This window comes from Salmonella enterica subsp. arizonae (assembly GCF_008692845.1).
Taxonomy (GTDB): Bacteria; Pseudomonadota; Gammaproteobacteria; order Enterobacterales; family Enterobacteriaceae; genus Salmonella; species Salmonella arizonae.
This window is the reverse complement of the sequence record NZ_VXJW01000011.1, coordinates 88,206-104,576: the sequence shown is the minus strand read 5'-3', so window position 1 is coordinate 104,576 and position 16,371 is coordinate 88,206. Positions and strand designations below refer to the sequence as shown.

Genomic DNA, 16,371 nt, shown 5'->3' with positions numbered 1-16,371 from the left:
TTGATTTATAAAGGGATACATAGTCAAACTTCTCCTTTCCCGCTACAGTTATTCATCCCCGGTTAGCAAGGAGAATGACATGCTCTACATCTTTGATTTAGGTAATGTGATTGTCGACATCGACTTTAACCGCGTATTAGGTGTGTGGAGCGACCTGAGTCGAGTACCGCTGGCTTCGCTGAAGCAAAAATTTACGATGGGCGAGACTTTTCACCAACATGAACGCGGTGAGATAACTGACGAAGCGTTTGCTGAAGCTTTCTGTCATGAAATGGCGTTATCGCTCAGTTATGAACAATTCTCGCACGGCTGGCAGGCGGTATTTGTCGGATTACGGCCTGAAGTGATTGCTATCATGCATAAACTGCGCGAGCAGGGGCATCGCGTGGTGGTGTTATCCAATACTAACCGACTGCATACCCACTTCTGGCCGGAGGAATATCCGGAGGTTCGCGCTGCCGCCGACCATATCTATTTATCGCAGGATTTGGGAATGCGTAAGCCGGAAGCGCGTATTTATCAGCACGTCCTGCAGAAAGAAGGATTTTCTGCCGCCGATGCGGTCTTTTTCGACGATAATGCCGATAATATAGAAGGGGCCAACCAGTTAGGGATCACCAGCATTCTGGTGAAGGATAAAACCACCATCCCTGACTATTTCGCGAAGCTGTTATGCTAAAAACCGTTCACCAAAAAGCTGGACGCCATACGCGCCCTGTTCGGGCCTGGCTCAAGCTATTATGGCAGCGTATCGATGAGGATAATATGACGACTTTGGCGGGAAACCTCGCCTATGTCTCATTACTCTCCTTAGTACCGCTTATTGCCGTCGTTTTTGCCCTTTTCGCTGCTTTTCCGATGTTTTCTGATGTCAGCATTCAGTTACGCCATTTTATCTTCGCTAACTTTATGCCAGCCACCGGGGATGTGATTCAGCGCTATATTGAGCAGTTTGTCGCTAACTCCAACAAAATGACGGCGGTGGGCGCCTGTGGCCTGATTGTGACGGCACTGCTGTTGATGTACGCCATTGATAGCGCGTTAAATACTATCTGGCGCAGCAAACGCACACGGCCAAAAGTGTACTCTTTTGCGGTGTACTGGATGATCCTCACGCTCGGTCCGCTACTCGCTGGCGCCAGTCTGGCGATCAGCTCCTACCTGCTTTCTTTACGCTGGGCCAGCGACCTGAATACGGTCGTCGACAATGTATTGCGCGTTCTTCCGCTGCTGCTCTCGTGGATCTCATTCTGGTTACTCTACAGTATTGTCCCAACGACTCGCGTACCTAACCGTGACGCGATTGTCGGCGCGTTTGTCGCGGCTTTACTGTTCGAGGCCGGAAAGAAAGGTTTCGCGCTTTATATCACTATGTTCCCTTCATATCAGCTCATCTATGGCGTACTGGCGGTAATCCCTATCCTGTTTGTCTGGGTATACTGGACCTGGTGTATAGTCTTGCTTGGCGCAGAAATAACTGTCACTCTCGGGGAATACCGAAAACTCAAACAAGCCGCAGAACAAGAAGAAGCAGACCAACCATGATTGCATTAATTCAACGCGTAACCCGTGCCAGCGTCACCGTGGAGGGCGAGGTGACGGGTGAAATCGGCCCAGGACTTTTGGTGTTATTGGGTGTCGAAAAAGAAGATGACGAACAAAAAGCGAATCGTCTGTGCGAGCGCGTGCTGGGATACCGTATCTTCAGCGATGCTGAGGGCAAGATGAATCTGAACGTACAACAGGCTGGCGGCAGCGTGCTGGTGGTGTCGCAATTCACGCTGGCTGCGGATACTGAGCGCGGTATGCGACCGAGCTTCTCCGGCGGCGCTGCGCCGGATCGCGCGCAGGCGCTTTATGAGTATTTTGTCGGACGCTGCCGCCAGCAGGCGCTAAACACGCAAACCGGACGCTTCGCTGCCGATATGCAGGTTGAGCTGGTTAATGACGGCCCCGTGACATTCTGGCTCCAGGTATGAGCCAGCTTCCGGCGTGGCCGCGGATAACAAGAGAGAGTACTGCTATGTATCACCTTCGGGTTCCGCAAACAGAAGAAGAATTAGAACGTTACTACCAGTTTCGCTGGGAGATGCTGCGTAAACCGTTGCACCAGCCGAAAGGTTCAGAACGGGATGGCTGGGATGCGTTGGCGCACCATCAAATGGTGGTGGACGAAGAAGGAAACTTAGTTGCGGTAGGCCGCCTGTATATCAATGCAGATAACGAGGCGTCTATTCGTTTTATGGCTGTACACCCCTCGGTACAGGCTAAAGGGCTGGGGACATTAATGGCGATGACCCTGGAGTCTGTCGCCCGTCAGGAAGGCGTTAAGCGCGTCACCTGCAGCGCGCGCGAAGATGCGGTTGAGTTCTTTGCCAAGCTTGGATTTGTCAATCAGGGGGAGATCACCACGCCTACGACCACGCCAATCCGCCATTTTTTGATGATTAAGCCGGTAGCATCGCTGGATGATATCCTGCATCGCGGCGACTGGTGCGGGCAGCTTCAGCAGGCCTGGTATGAGCACATTCCATTGAGTGAAAAGATGGGAGTGCGCATTCAGCAGTACACCGGGCAAAAATTTATTACCACAATGCCGGAAACCGGTAATCAAAATCCGCATCACACGGTGTTTGCCGGCAGCCTGTTCTCCCTGGCGACGCTGACTGGATGGGGGCTTATCTGGCTGATGCTACGTGAACGCCACTTGGGCGGGACGATTATTCTTGCCGATGCCCATATTCGCTACAGCAAGCCGATTAGCGGAAAGCCAAACGCAGTGGCGGATTTGGGGTCGCTAAGTGGTGATTTGGACAGGCTGGCACGGGGTAAAAAAGCGCGTGTCCAGTTGCAGGTTGAACTCCTGGGCGGCGATACCACTGGGGCGATCTTCGAAGGCATTTATATCGTGCTACCTGCGAAACCGTTCGGCCCGTATGAAGAGGGCGGCAACGAGGAGGAGTAGTGTGAGCCCGCGCTCCTGATGCTATTTATTTACGAGTGGCCGCGCGCCAGGCCACGTCGCGTATTGCGTCCCGCGCCGTCTTGCTCACGCCGCCCAATTGGAAAAACCCGTGGATAACGCCGAGATAGCGCTGGCAAGTACACGCCACGCCCTGGTCGTTCAGACGGTGATATAGCGCTTCGCCTTCATCACGCAGTGGGTCGAACTCTGCGGTGAGGATATGCACCGGCGGTAAACCGGCAAAATCTTCACGCCATATCGGACTGGCTTCCGGGTGACGGAGGTCGGTACCCTGGAGATACATTTCGAAGCCTGATAGTAGTGTGTCACGGGGGATGATGTAGTCTTGCCCGTTGCTGGCATAGCTGGGGAAACTGGCAGTAGCGTCAAGCATCGGGTAGATCAACAGCAGCTTCGCCGGAGACCAGTGGGCGGTGGATTTCAGGCGTAGCGCGCTGACCAATGCCAAGTGCCCGCCTGCGCTGTCGCCAGCAAGCGTGATACGTTCACGATCGATGCCTAACTGCTCCGCGTATTGATGGACGATATTGGCCCCGCGTTCAGCGTCGTCATGAGCCGCCGGGAAGGTGTGCTCTGGCGCAAGGCGATACTGAATGGCAATCACCTTACAGCCGCTTTTCCAGGCCAGTTGCCGTAGCTGGGGGTCATGAGTCAGAAAGCCGCCGCTAACAAAACAGCCGCCGTGATAGTAGAGGATACAGGGTAGAGAACCGGATGCGTTTGGTGGCGAAACGACGCGAAATGTCATCCCTTCCAGCACGATATCTTCCGAACTCACCCGAATTTCTTTCTCACCCGCCAGCGTCGTGCTGGCAATATAGCCCGCTCTCCGGTCATCAATATTCTGCTCTCGTGAAGAGGGGCGACCCGCGGCGATAAACCCAGCGACCAGTTCGGCAATTCCTTTTTCCAGTGGCATATAACGCTCCGTTGACTGTATGTATGTACAGTTTATAACCTGGTTTGTTGGGGGATGGAAAGTGGTGAAACGAGGGGATAATGATTCTGGATAGAGGTTCGCAAAAAATGGAATGCGGTTGGCGCTGGGTTTTTAATTTTTGTACTGTGAAATGATGATGCTATACGCCATTGACGTATAGATTATTTTCACTACTATAAGCCAATGACGTATGGAATATGCAATTCATAGAAACGGAACTCTTTACTGAAGATGTTAAAAAACTGCTCGATGATGATGAATACCATAAGCTTCAGGTTTTTATGGCTCAGCATCCAGATTGTGGTGATGTAATTCAGGAAACGGGCGGCCTGAGAAAAATGCGCTGGGGAGCGCGAGGCAAAGGAAAGCGCAGTGGCGTACGAATTATCTATTTTCATCGTAGTCAACGGTATGAGATTCGCTTGCTTCTGATTTATCAAAAAGGCATTAAAGATGATCTCACGCCGCAGGAAAAAGCGGTGCTTCGTATGCTGAATGAGAGGTGGTAGATGGATAAAGCGTTATTTGAGCGATTAACTCAAAGTATGTCTCAAATGAATGAAATCATTGAAGGGACCCGTGAGCCTTCTCGTACCTTTCATATTGATGCAATGAAGATTAAAGAAATACGGCAGGCATCTGGGTTGTCGCAATCTAAGTTTGCAGAACTGATTTCGGTCAACGTGGATACGCTGCGCAACTGGGAGCAAGGAAGACGTTCACCGACAGGGCCAGCCAAAGCGTTACTTCGCGCCATTGCCAACGACCCGAGAAACGTTATACAAGCATTGCGTTATTGAGCAATGATCCGGCTAACGTAGATTGCTAGCCGGTATACCAGAGAACTTATTCCCCTTCCCCCGGGAACAGGAACGGGTTGATGGAACTGCGGGCAAAACCCTCCTGCTCCATGCGCGCGTCCAGTACCAGCGAGGCGAGATCGTCGGCGACGGCTTCGACTTTCGGGTCTTTTTCCTGATACAGAATCTTCAGGTAAGTCCCGCAGTCGCCGCAGCTTTCGGTCTTCACTGCGGCCTGCTCATTTTCCAGCGACCAGTAATGTAAATCGCGGCTCTGTTCGCAGTTACTGCATTTTACGCGGACCACGTGCCACTCGGTTTCGCACAGGTTACAGTGCAGATACCGTAGTCCCTGCGTAGTGCCGATTTGCACCACGCTGGAGACCGGCATCGAACCGCACACCGGGCAATACTGGCGCGCTTCGCCGTATTCCGCCCGGGCTTTGCCTGGGATCAGGCTGGCCATTTGCGCCCAGTAAAGGGAGAGCGCGGCCCAGATGAACGGGGCCTTATCGCTGCTGACGTAAGAGAAGTCAGAGTCAAACAGCGCGCTGGCCATCTGCTCCAGCTCCTGATCTGATGCTTTCTCCAGATTCTCGATCACCGCCAGCGCGGGGCCGCTCATCTCGGGTTTTAGCTCAGCAATTAACGAATGCAGCAGTTTTTGCCAATGCTTATCACGCGGCAGCACATGGATATCCAGCGGCGGCTTGCCCTGTTCATTCGCTTCTTTAATACGTGCGGTCAGATCCATCTCCAGCGGATGGTCGTACAGCACTACTTCCTGTGCATGAGCGATAAGCGCGGCAAAGCGCAGGTAATCGCCCAGCGGGTTACTTTCAGCTAGCTCGCGCAGACGCTCGGCACGGCGGTTATAGACGTTTTTGAGTCGGGGGAACAATAACGGCGGAATCATATCCGCCGTGCGTTTCTCGCTCGAACCCAGCTCATCTTGCGGGATTATGCGAATACTCATTCAGTTTCTTTTTCCGTTGTCTTGCGGACTTCTCGGTACCAGCGTGGGTGATGTTTCTTCGCCCACGACCGGGTTACCCAGCCTTCCACCATCGCGGTGATGGTACCTTTCACCCAAAGGGCGGAGTAGATATGCACCATGATAACCACAATTAACGCTACTGCGGCAAAAGAATGCAACATTAACGCGAATCGGATCACCGGGATTGAGAAAGCAGGCGCAAAATACGGACGCCAGATAATCACCCCGCTCACCAGCAGCAGCACCAGGAAGATAATCGCCGCCCAGAATACGCACTTCTGGCCGAAGTTATAACGCCCGGTGTCACCCACTTCCTCGTTGACGACAATCTTACGAATATTCTTCGCCCAAAAGATATCATCCCGATTGATTAGATTGTGGTGCCAGTAGCGGAAAAACATGATGATGAACGAGGCAAACATAACAACGCCCACAAACGGGTGCAGAATGCGCGCCAGTTGTGGGGTGCCCATGATATGCATCAGCCAGTTGAAGGATGGGAATAAAAAGCCCAGCCCGCTCACCGCCGCCAGCACGAAGCAGAAGGCGACGATCCAGTGGTTGATGCGTTCCGGCGCCGTATAGCGCACAATGGTGTCACGTCGTTTCATTTGCGCACCTCGTCTTTCTCTTCATGCAGGTTGTCATCTTCCTCATCCGCACGGTTCGGACCGACGCCGACATAATGGAAGACGCTGGCGGCAAAGGTCGCGGCAAAACCGAACGCGGCGAGCGGTTTCCAGACGCCTTTCCAGAACTTGACGGTTTCGCTGATTTCCGGATTTTCCGGCAGACCGTGATACAGATTCGGCTTGTCGGCATGGTGCAGCACGTACATAACATGCGTACCGCCTACGCCCGCCGGATCGTACAGACCCGCGTTGTCATAACCACGGGTTTTTAGTTCCGCCACTCGCTCGCCCGCCAGCGTTTTCATGTCCTCTTTAGAGCCAAAATGAATGGCGCCGGTTGGACAGGTCTTCACGCAGGCCGGTTCCTGGCCGACCACCACGCGGTCAACGCACAGCGTACATTTATAGACGCGGTTGTCTTCCGGGTTAAGGCGCGGCACGTTGAACGGACAGCCAGCGATACAGTAGCCGCAGCCGATACACTGCTCGGACTGGAAGTCGACAATGCCGTTAGCATACTGGATGATAGCCCCTTCCGCCGGACATGCCTTCAGGCAGCCCGGATCGGCGCAGTGCATACAGCCATCCTTACGGATCAGCCATTCCAGTTTGTCGTTTTGCTCCACTTCCGAGAAGCGCATCACCGTCCAGGATTTAGCGGTTAAGTCTGCCGGGTTGTCATAGACCCCGACGTTATTGCCCACTTCATCACGGATATCGTTCCACTCTGAGCACGCCACCTGACACGCTTTACAGCCGATACAGGTGGTGACGTCGATGAGTTTCGCCACCTCTTCCTGGTGATCCCGCGCCTGCGGCGCGGGGGTGAAACCGTTGGTGGCGGAACGACGAATGATGTCTTGCGATTGATAAGCCATAGGTCGTCTCCGTTACACCTTTTCCACGTTCACAAGGAAGGATTTAAACTCCGGCGTCTGCGTGTTCGCATCGCCGACGAAAGGCGTTAACGTATTAGCGATAAAGCCTTTTTTCGCCACGCCTTCGTAGCCCCAGTGAATAGGAATACCGATGGTATCGATATCCTTACCGTCCGCTTTCAGCGTGCGAATACGCTTGGTCACTACCGCTTTGGCTTTAATATAACCGCGGTTCGAGGAGACCTTCACGGTATCGCCATGCGCGATGCCGAGCTTATTGGCCAGCTTCTCGCCAATTTCCACAAACTGTTCCGGCTGGGCGATAGCGTTAAGCAACGCGTGCTTGGTCCAGTAGTGGAAGTGCTCGGTCAGACGGTAGGTGGTTCCGACATACGGGAACTTATCCGCTTTACCCAGCGCATCGGCATCGTCCTTAAAGATACGGGCGGCAGGGTTAGAGATAACGTTCGGGTGCAGCGGGTTGGTGCCCAGCGGCGTTTCAAACGGCTCGTAGTGTTCCGGGAACGGCCCTTCCGCCATCTTATCGATAGCAAACAGGCGACCCATCCCTTCCGGCTGCATGATAAACGGCCCGACGTCGCTGCCCGGCGCGGCGGCGCTGTAGTCCGGAATATCCCATCCGGCCCATTTCCCGCCTTCCCATTTCAGGAGCTGACGTTTCGGATCCCACGGATTGCCCTGCGGATCTGCGGAGGCGCGGTTATACAGGATGCGGCGGTTGAGCGGCCATGCCCATGCCCAGCCCAGCGTGTTGCCGAGACCAGACGGGTCGGCGTTATCACGACGCGCCATCATGTTGCCTTCCGGCGTCCAGCTACCGGCGAAAATCCAGCAGCCGCTGGATGTCGTGCCGTCATCGCGCAGTTGCGCGAACGAACTGAGCTGTTGGCCTTTTTTCACCACCACTGCGCCGGTTGCCGGGTCGATAAGATCGGCTAGCGCTTTACCATTACTCTCCATCGCCACTTCTTCAGAGGCGGGTTCGTATGGTTTGGTGTAATTCCAGGTCATACTCAGTACCTGTTCCGGATTGGCGCCGCCCTGTTCAGAGTACATTTTACGCAGGCGTAAGAAGATACCGGCCAGAATTTCACCATCGGTCATGGCAATCCCCGGCGCGTCCGCGCCTTTCCAGTGCCACTGTAACCAGCGCCCGGAGTTAACGATGGAACCATTTTCCTCGGCAAAACAGGTGGACGGCAGACGGAACACTTCGGTCTGGATTTTCGCAGGGTCAACATCGTTCGACTCACCGTGGTTTTGCCAGAAGGTGGACGTTTCGGTGTTGAGCGGATCGATAGTCACCAGGTACTTCAGTTTGGAAAGCGATGCGATCACTTTGTTTTTATTCGGGAATGAGGCTACCGGGTTAAAGCCCTGGCAGATATAGCCGTTGACCTTGCCCTGTTTCATCATCTCGAAGTATTGCAATACGTCATACCCTTTGTCCCACTTCGGCAGCCAGTCGAAGCCCCAGCTATTTTCCGCTGTCGCTTTATCGCCAAAGAAGGCCTTCATCATCGAGACGAAGAATTTCGGGTAGTTGCCCCAGTAGTTGACCTGATCCTTCAACAACGGCTTCGGCGTATTGGCAGCCAGATAGGTTTGCAAATCGGTCTGTTTTTCGCTCGGTAGCGTCAGGTAGCCCGGCAGACTTTGCGACAGCAGTCCTAAGTCGGTCAGCCCCTGAATGTTGGAGTGACCGCGCAGGGCGTTTACGCCGCCGCCTGCCATCCCCATATTACCGAGCAGGAGCTGGATCATAGCCATGGTGCGGATGTTCTGCGCGCCGATGGAGTGCTGCGTCCAGCCCAGTGCGTACAGGAACGACGCAGTTTTATCTTTGCGGCTTGTTTCTGCAATGTACTCACACACTTTCAGGAAGTCTGCTTTCGGCGTTCCGCAGATATTTTCTACGACATCTGGCGTGTAGCGAGAAACGTGCTGTTTCAACAGGTTCCAGACACAGCGCGGGTGTTGCAGTGTCGTATCGCGTTTGGCGAAGCCGTTTTCGTCCAGTTCGTAGTGCCAACTGGTTTTATCGTACTGCCGCTTGTCTGCGTCATAGCCGGTGAATAGACCATCATCGAAGCCAAAATCTTCACGCACGATCAGGCTGGCATTGGTGTAGGCTTCGGTGTATTCACGGTTGTATTTTTCGTTTGTCAGCAGATACAGCATCACGCCTGACAAGAAGGCAATGTCAGTACCAGAGCGTATCGGCGCATAGAAATCGGCCACCGACGCGGTACGCGTGAAGCGCGGATCGATCACAATCAGCTTCGCGCCGTTGTGAATTTTGGCTTCCATCGCCCAGCGGAACCCAACCGGGTGAGCTTCCGCGGCGTTACCGCCCATCACCACGACGAGGTTGGCGTTCTTGATGTCGACCCAGTGGTTGGTCATCGCACCGCGACCAAATGTTGGAGCAAGACTTGCTACCGTTGGTCCGTGTCAGACACGCGCCTGGTTGTCGACCGCGAGCATACCCAGCGCGCGGGAGAATTTTTGTGTTAAATAACCTGTCTCATTACTGGATGCGGAAGCGCACAGCATTCCGGTGGTGAGCCAGCGGTTAACGGTAACGCCTTCGGCGTTCTGCGCCTGGTAGTTGGCGTCGCGATCTTCCTTCATCAATTTAGCGATGCGGTCAAAGGCTTCTTCCCAGCTGATCTGTTGCCACTTATCTGAACCAGGGGCGCGGTATTCCGGGAATTTCAGGCGGCTTTCAGAGTGGATGAAATCCACCAGGCCGGCCCCTTTCGGGCACAGCGCGCCACGGTTTACCGGATGATCCGGGTCCCCTTCGATATGGAAAATAGATGCTTTGGCGTTTTTCGCACCGTCGCCGAGGCTGTACATCAACAGCCCACAGCCAACGGAACAGTAGGTGCAGGTGTTACGGGTTTCACGGGTGCGCAGCAGTTTATATTGCCGTGTTTCCGCGAGCGCTGCGCCGGGCGCGAAGCCCAGTGCCGCCGCCGTGGTGCCTGCCATACCGCCAGCGCAGATCTTAAAGAACTGCCTTCTGCTGACCTGCATGGTTTGCTCCTTGTTTCGACATTGTCACTTCTCTTTCACATTTCTCTATCCGAAACGCTCAGGGAGTGGTTGTTATTTTTCTTTGCGGGCGGGCCGCAAAGGTTCAGAATTGGGTAAATTTTCCTCCGTCCGGGAGGAATTGTGACAGAATACCATAATGTTGGTGTGTGTGTTCTTATATGGTTAAAAGAAAGTGAACAATATAATGTCTGAAGAAGTCCTAAATGTGACTAATTTCACAACCTCACGCCAGTTGACTCTATGGAAACGCGAGAATTTGCAGCATCCCCAACGCGATGATGTTGCCGAGGAAGTACCAGTTGCACTGGTGTATAACGGCATTTCGCATGTCGTTATGATGGCTTCTCCAAAAGATCTGACGCATTTCGCAATGGGGTTTTCTCTGTCGGAAGGAATCATTGAAAGCCCGCGTGACATTTTTGGTATGGATGTTGTGCCGTCCTGTAACGGACTTGAAGTGCAGATCGAACTTTCCAGCCGCCGCTTTATGGGCCTGAAAGAGCGCCGCCGCGCGCTGGCGGGGAGAACCGGTTGCGGTGTTTGCGGCGTCGAGCAACTCAATGACATTGGTAAGCCAGTGTCGCCGCTCCCTTTTAGTCAAATCTTTAATCTCGGCAATCTTGATCGCGCGTTAAAACATCTGAATGATTTTCAACCGACAGGTAAGTTGACCGGTTGTACCCATGCTGCTGCATGGGTCATGCCCTTTGGCGATCTGGCTGGCGGCCATGAAGATGTCGGGCGTCATGTCGCGCTGGATAAACTTTTAGGCCGTCGCGCCGTTGAAGGTGAGCGCTGGCGCCGGGGGGCGGTACTGGTTTCCAGTCGCGCCAGCTATGAGATGGTGCAGAAGTCGGCGATGTGCGGCGTGGAGATCCTGTTTGCCGTTTCTGCGGCTACTACGCTTGCCGTTGAAGTCGCTGAGCGCTGCAACCTGACGCTGGTAGGGTTCTGCAAGCCGGGCAGGGCGACGGTTTATACCCATCCGCAGCGGTTAATCGCGGAATAAAACATTACTTCCTAATAATAGTGTGGTAGTTACACACTATTATTTACAGACCCCACACAGAGTCAAATACTGAATATTTGATTAATATATCCTTCAACCAGTGCCTCATCCGAATGGCGGCATCCATAATAATCGATATTATCCAGCAGCTGACTGACTTTCTGCGAGGGTTTACTGATTTTCACCAATAGCCATTCTATCCTGACCTTGTCAGGATCTTTGTAGTTGCAGGTGGGACGTGGTGTCAGACTGTGCGGAGAGACGGTTGTCTGAATGGTATTTTTGAGCGTTTATTATTTGCTGAAAAATTTTATCTGACCACTGTCCTCTTTGCAGGATAGCGGGTTAAGAATGTTATTTATATACCGAGTATATGTAAGAAAGGAAACATACTCACTCGATAGTAAGGAGTGAGTTTTACTCTTTTATTTTGTATATACACAAGATAAACAACAAAATATTTTCATGAAGATATTATATTTTAGTGAGATTATTTTATATATTATGTTTTTTATACAAAGTTTGACTTAAATCAAGATTTTGCAATGTTTGCCACTTCTCAAAAAAATGGTTTTTGATTCAAATCAGCTTGTTACTTCAGTCTTGTCTGAGGTGTTAATATATAGCGGTTGTCGGTTTTGTAATTCATTATCAAAAGATAAATATGCAATGTCCTTGCTGTATCACTCCTCCAGATATGGCTTTAATTACACAATCTAATGTTCTTGCATTAAAGAAATATAAAAATACACCGCATTTTTTATAAAAAAACAATATTATTTTTATTGCTGTTGAAATGTACTGTCACATTCAATTTCTAATCATAAAAAATAATGTTAATATGTATTTAAATGTATTATAACCTTGTAATTAAGAGAGCCCATTTTAATGAAAGGAATACAAATAACACCCATTGCTTTACTGGTGGTAAATACTATCAGTATGAGCTCTGCTTATGCAGATATACCGGTAACTTGTCATACTACAGGCACAAGTGAAAGTGATTTATTTTGTGGTAGTGTTAGCAATACTAACGGGGCAGTAAAAAGTCTGGCGATCGGAAACAATGCGTTTATTCCAAAAGCCATTATTCCTGGTAAAACGGGAATTGAACAGGCTATTGCTATAGGAAGCAATGTTCAGGCGACAGGAGATAACTCTCTGGTTATTGGTAATGACGCTATTACCGGAAAAACGGGTTCTGTTGCTATTGGAGGAGATGATGCGGCAGGGACATACCATGCAAAAGGTAAGGGATATATATTGAGAGCCGCTGGTTCGAATAGTGCGGATAATAATCTCACAAATTTTAGAGCCAATGCCGCTATTGGCAATGGTGCTGTATCGTTGGGTGCTAACTCTCAGGCTCTGTCTGATGGTGCTGTTTCAATCGGCGCAGCGGCAACGGCAGGTGCAGGAACTCAAAACGGAACGACCTGGAATAGTACTTCTGGAAGACAATCAATTGCAGTTGGTGCAGAAAGTTCGGCGTTGCAGGATAATTCTATAGCATTAGGCTATCGTTCCGAGGCAACAGGTAATTCAAGTACAGCTATTGGTAATAATGCATCGGCAAAAAATAATAATGCATTGGCTATGGGACGGGAGGCATCAGCCACCGGGGAACAAAGTATAGCACTAGGTATGAACTCCGGTGCTGAAGGTTCTGATGCACTCGCTTTAGGAAATAGTGCTCATGCAGATGCGGCAGGAGCAATACTTATAGGCCGCGATGCAAAAAATACGAAAGACACGTTGTCGGCTGTTGGTCTGCCCGCAGATAACGGTATAAATGCCATAGGCATTGGTAGCTCGGTGAGGAGTGCGGCAAATGGAATCGCTATTGGTCGAGGGGCAGAGGCCAAAATCTCTGAGGCTACGACGATTGCTATCGGCAATGGTGCAGTTAGTGCAGGCGGTATCGCTATTGGACAGGGGGCTTCTGTTGTCAAGGGAAACAACCCTTCGGGAACAGCCAGTGCATCTGTTTCTGTTGGTCGTCAAACGGTGGTAGCTGACTATGGCGTGGCATTAGGATCCAGAGCTTCTGTTGGAATAACTCTTACTGGCGATGGCAACCCTGAAAGAGTAACCACTGGGGGGCTCTATGGTACAGCTGTCGGTATAAATAGCGGCGTTTATTCGAATTCGGCACTGGCTGTAGGACATAATGCGAAAGTGAGTGAAAATGCGAATGCAGCACTGGCTATAGGATATAATTCTCTGTCTTCAGCACAAAATGCGATAGCCATCGGAAAAGGTGCCAAAGCCTCTGCTGATAATACAATTAGTATTGGTACAGGAAATATAGTAAGTGGTACTAATTCAGGTGCAATAGGAGATCCAAGTACCGTATCAGGTGTGAATTCTTACTCCATTGGGAATAATAATATTATATCTGCCAGTAATGCTTTTGTACTGGGTAACGCTGTTAATAATGCCGTAGATAATTCAGTTGTACTTGGTAATGACTCTACGGTTTCGGCTGCCATTGCAACGCCTGGCTATAGCGTTAATGGTGTGTCTCACAAATTTGCGGGCTCTTCGCCGATATCTACTGTGAGTATCGGAGATTCCGGAAAAGAGCGAACCTTGACGAATGTAGCTGCCGGTCGACTTTCTCCTGTCAGCACAGATGCTATTAATGGAAGTCAGTTGTTTGCGGTTACATCTGAAGTGGAAAAAGGCAATCTGTTTGCCGGTAATACCGGGACATTCAACCGTCGTCTGGGTGAAACCACCACGATCCGCGGCGGCCTGGCCGCAGATGCGGCTGCGAGCAATAAAAATATCAGAACCGTGGCGAAGGACGGGCAGGTGGATATCCTGCTGGCAGATAATCTCGATGTTACGAGCGTGAAAACGGGTGATACACTGCTTAATACTGATGGACTGCATATTACCGGCGGACCTTCTGTCACCACGGGCGGTATTAACGCGGGCAACAGGGTTATCAGTAATGTGGGCGATGCCGTGAACGACACGGACGCGGTAAACAAACGGCAGCTGGATAATCTGTCCACCACCGTCAGCAGGGGCTGGAATATACAGGCCAATGGTGGGGATACCGAGACGGTTGCGCCCGGGGACACCGTGAACGTTACCCAGGGTGATAATATTGAGGTAACCCGTGCTGGTAAGACACTGAATATTGCCACCTCCAGAAAGGTAAACTTTGATAATGTCGTGATCGGGGCGATTACGCTTGATAAAGACTCGGGAAAAATCAGCGGCCTTGCAGATGGGGCACTGGCACCAGATAGCAGGGATGCGGTAACCGGCAGTCAGTTATTCTCGACCAATAAGAACGTCTCGACAAACAGCCAGAATATAGCCGCCAACAAAGCTCAAATAGACAGTGGGCTGAATTTTGCCGGTAATACCGGGACATTCAACCGTCATCTGGGTGAAACCACCACGATCCGCGGTGGGCTGGCCGCAGATGCGGCTGCGAGTAATAAAAATATCAGAACCGTGGCGAAAGACGGGCAGGTGGATATCCTGCTGGCAGATAACCTCGATGTTACGAGCGTGAAAACGGGTGATACACTGCTTAATACTGATGGACTGCATATTACCGGCGGACCTTCTGTCACCACGGGCGGTATTAACGCGGGCAACAGGGTTATCAGTAATGTGGGCGATGCCGTGAACGACACGGACGCGGTAAACAAACGGCAGCTGGATAATTTATCATCTATTGTTGGGCAGGGATTGACATTTGCAGCTAATGAAGGTGGTGATCTTACGAGAAAACCAGGGGATACGCTGGTCCTTAAAGGTGGGGCTACAACAAAAGGTGATTACAGTGGTAAAAATATTAAAACTGTTACTGATGTTTCTAGCGGAATGATTTCGATTCAAATCGCTGAAAGCCCTGTGTTTGGAAGTGTGGTCGTTAACGACAGTAATAGCGGGAAAATTACAGGCGTCAGTAATGGAATTATTGCTGCAGAGAGTAGAGATGTTGTAAATGGAGGACAAATTCATCGTATTACAACCTCTATCGGTAATGTTATTGGAGGTAATGCTTATGTTGATCAAGGAGGAGCGCTGGTAGCCAGTAATATTGGTAACACAGGTAAAAACACAATTCACGATGCCATTGACTCTGTAAGAAGTACTGCTGAAACCGCCAGCGCAGGATGGAATTTATCCGTAAATGGACAGCAGTCAAGTGCAGTTAAACCCAAAGAGACAGTTGATCTCAATAATAATGATGGCAATATCCATCTTTCTAAAAAAGATAATCAGGTCACTTTTAATCTGTCTGACTCAGTGAAAGTAAAAGAAAGTATTGGTATTGTAAATGGACCTTCGCTGAATAAAACAGGTATAGACGGTGCAGGTATGAAAATCACAAATGTGGCTGATGGTGTAATAGCTGCAGGAAGTAAAGATGCAGTAAATGGCGGACAGATTCATGATTTTGTGAGTGGCGAAGTTACCAGGCCGATTACATTTGCAGCCGATAGTGGTACTCCTTACGATGCAAGGTTGGGCTCGACAGTAAATATCAAAGGTGATGATAAAAATATTCGCACGGTAGTGAACGGAAATTCTCTTAGTGTCAGTCTGAATGAGAGAATTAATGTTAAGTCTGTTACAGCAACAGAATCACTGTCTGTGGCAAATGGCGCAAATGTCGATATGGGGGGAAATACCATTCATAATGTAGGTAATGCAACCCGTCCTGGAGATGCTGTTAATTATGGGCAATTCCAGCAGGCATTTAGTAGCCTGGGAAATCAGATTAATCGTGTTGAACGCAGAGCCAATGCAGGCGCAGCCGCTGCGATAGCGACTGCAGGTTTAACCCAGGCATATATTCCAGGCAAAAGCATGATGTCCATGAGTGGAGGGACATTTCAGGGAGAGAGCAGTCTGGCTATTGGCTTATCTACCATTTCAGATAATGGAAACTGGGTATTAAAAGGCTCATTTTCCTCAACGACAAGAAATCAGACCGGAGCATCCGTAGGTATAGGATTCCAGTTTTGATAATCAGGAGTCGGTATTTGTCGACTCCTTCTTAAGTTAAATAT

13 protein-coding genes are annotated in these 16,371 nt (G+C 50.7%); 8 read left to right on the top strand and 5 right to left on the bottom strand.

Annotation, left to right across the window (positions count from 1 at the left end; genetic code table 11):
* Window positions 1–79: 79 nt before the first annotated feature.
* Genes yihX through fabY form a run of 4 tightly spaced genes read left to right on the top strand, consistent with a single transcriptional unit; the run spans window position 80 to window position 2,965 of the window.
* Window positions 80–679: a glucose-1-phosphatase gene (gene yihX, locus F4V61_RS18155; RefSeq protein WP_000965699.1), complete on the top strand. Its 600-nt coding sequence runs from the start codon at window positions 80–82 to the stop codon at window positions 677–679.
* Window positions 673–1,545: a virulence factor BrkB family protein gene (locus tag F4V61_RS18150; protein WP_079799522.1), complete on the top strand. Its 873-nt coding sequence runs from the start codon at window positions 673–675 to the stop codon at window positions 1,543–1,545. The genes yihX and F4V61_RS18150 overlap by 7 nt, the downstream gene beginning before the upstream one ends.
* Window positions 1,542–1,979, top strand: a complete 438-nt coding sequence (dtd, locus tag F4V61_RS18145; protein ID WP_079828375.1) for a D-aminoacyl-tRNA deacylase — start codon at window positions 1,542–1,544, stop codon at window positions 1,977–1,979. The genes F4V61_RS18150 and dtd overlap by 4 nt, the downstream gene beginning before the upstream one ends.
* 44 nt (window positions 1,980–2,023) lie before the next feature.
* On the top strand, window positions 2,024–2,965 hold the full coding sequence (gene fabY, locus F4V61_RS18140) for a fatty acid biosynthesis protein FabY (RefSeq protein ID WP_000274825.1): 942 nt from the start codon (window positions 2,024–2,026) through the stop codon (window positions 2,963–2,965).
* Between the two features lie 25 nt (window positions 2,966–2,990).
* Here the strand turns inward: fabY and F4V61_RS18135 are convergent, their stop codons facing one another.
* Window positions 2,991–3,905 carry an alpha/beta hydrolase gene (locus F4V61_RS18135; protein WP_079828373.1) on the bottom strand — a complete coding sequence of 305 codons (915 nt, stop codon included), beginning with the start codon at window positions 3,903–3,905 and terminating at the stop codon, window positions 2,991–2,993.
* A 218-nt stretch (window positions 3,906–4,123) separates the two neighbouring features.
* On the opposite strand from F4V61_RS18135, the gene F4V61_RS18130 reads away from it, so the two are divergent.
* Together F4V61_RS18130 and F4V61_RS18125 are read left to right on the top strand one after the other, a co-directional pair.
* Entirely contained in the window at window positions 4,124–4,435 is a 312-nt protein-coding gene (locus tag F4V61_RS18130) for a cytotoxic translational repressor of toxin-antitoxin stability system (RefSeq protein ID WP_001159630.1), read from the top strand.
* Window positions 4,436–4,726, top strand: coding sequence for a helix-turn-helix domain-containing protein (locus F4V61_RS18125; RefSeq protein WP_058346057.1), 291 nt, complete (start codon window positions 4,436–4,438; stop codon window positions 4,724–4,726).
* Window positions 4,727–4,772: 46 nt separating this feature from the next.
* Here F4V61_RS18125 and fdhE read toward each other — a convergent pair whose 3' ends face one another.
* From fdhE to fdnG, 4 genes are read right to left on the bottom strand one after another with little or no spacing between them, the layout of a single operon-like run.
* A complete protein-coding gene (fdhE, locus tag F4V61_RS18120; protein WP_000027740.1) occupies window positions 4,773–5,702 on the bottom strand; it encodes a formate dehydrogenase accessory protein FdhE in 930 nt (309 codons plus the stop codon).
* On the bottom strand, window positions 5,699–6,334 hold the full coding sequence (fdoI, locus tag F4V61_RS18115) for a formate dehydrogenase cytochrome b556 subunit (protein ID WP_080161311.1): 636 nt from the start codon (window positions 6,332–6,334) through the stop codon (window positions 5,699–5,701). Before fdoI ends, fdhE begins: the two co-directional genes overlap by 4 nt.
* Window positions 6,331–7,233 (bottom strand): formate dehydrogenase O subunit beta, encoded by a 903-nt coding sequence (gene fdoH / locus F4V61_RS18110; RefSeq protein WP_000331363.1) that lies wholly within the window; start codon window positions 7,231–7,233, stop codon window positions 6,331–6,333. Before fdoH ends, fdoI begins: the two co-directional genes overlap by 4 nt.
* A 12-nt stretch (window positions 7,234–7,245) precedes the next feature.
* Window positions 7,246–10,296 carry a formate dehydrogenase-N subunit alpha gene (fdnG, locus tag F4V61_RS18105; protein ID WP_077946856.1) on the bottom strand — a complete coding sequence of 1,017 codons (3,051 nt, stop codon included), beginning with the start codon at window positions 10,294–10,296 and terminating at the stop codon, window positions 7,246–7,248.
* A 193-nt stretch (window positions 10,297–10,489) separates the two neighbouring features.
* Here fdnG and fdhD point away from each other — a divergent pair, with 193 nt between their 5' ends.
* Together fdhD and F4V61_RS18095 are read left to right on the top strand one after the other, a co-directional pair.
* A complete protein-coding gene (gene fdhD / locus F4V61_RS18100) occupies window positions 10,490–11,326 on the top strand; it encodes a formate dehydrogenase accessory sulfurtransferase FdhD (protein WP_038397281.1) in 837 nt (278 codons plus the stop codon).
* Window positions 11,327–12,214: 888 nt separating this feature from the next.
* Entirely contained in the window at window positions 12,215–16,327 is a 4,113-nt protein-coding gene (locus F4V61_RS18095; protein ID WP_058819895.1) for a YadA-like family protein, read from the top strand.
* Window positions 16,328–16,371: the final 44 nt, after the last annotated feature.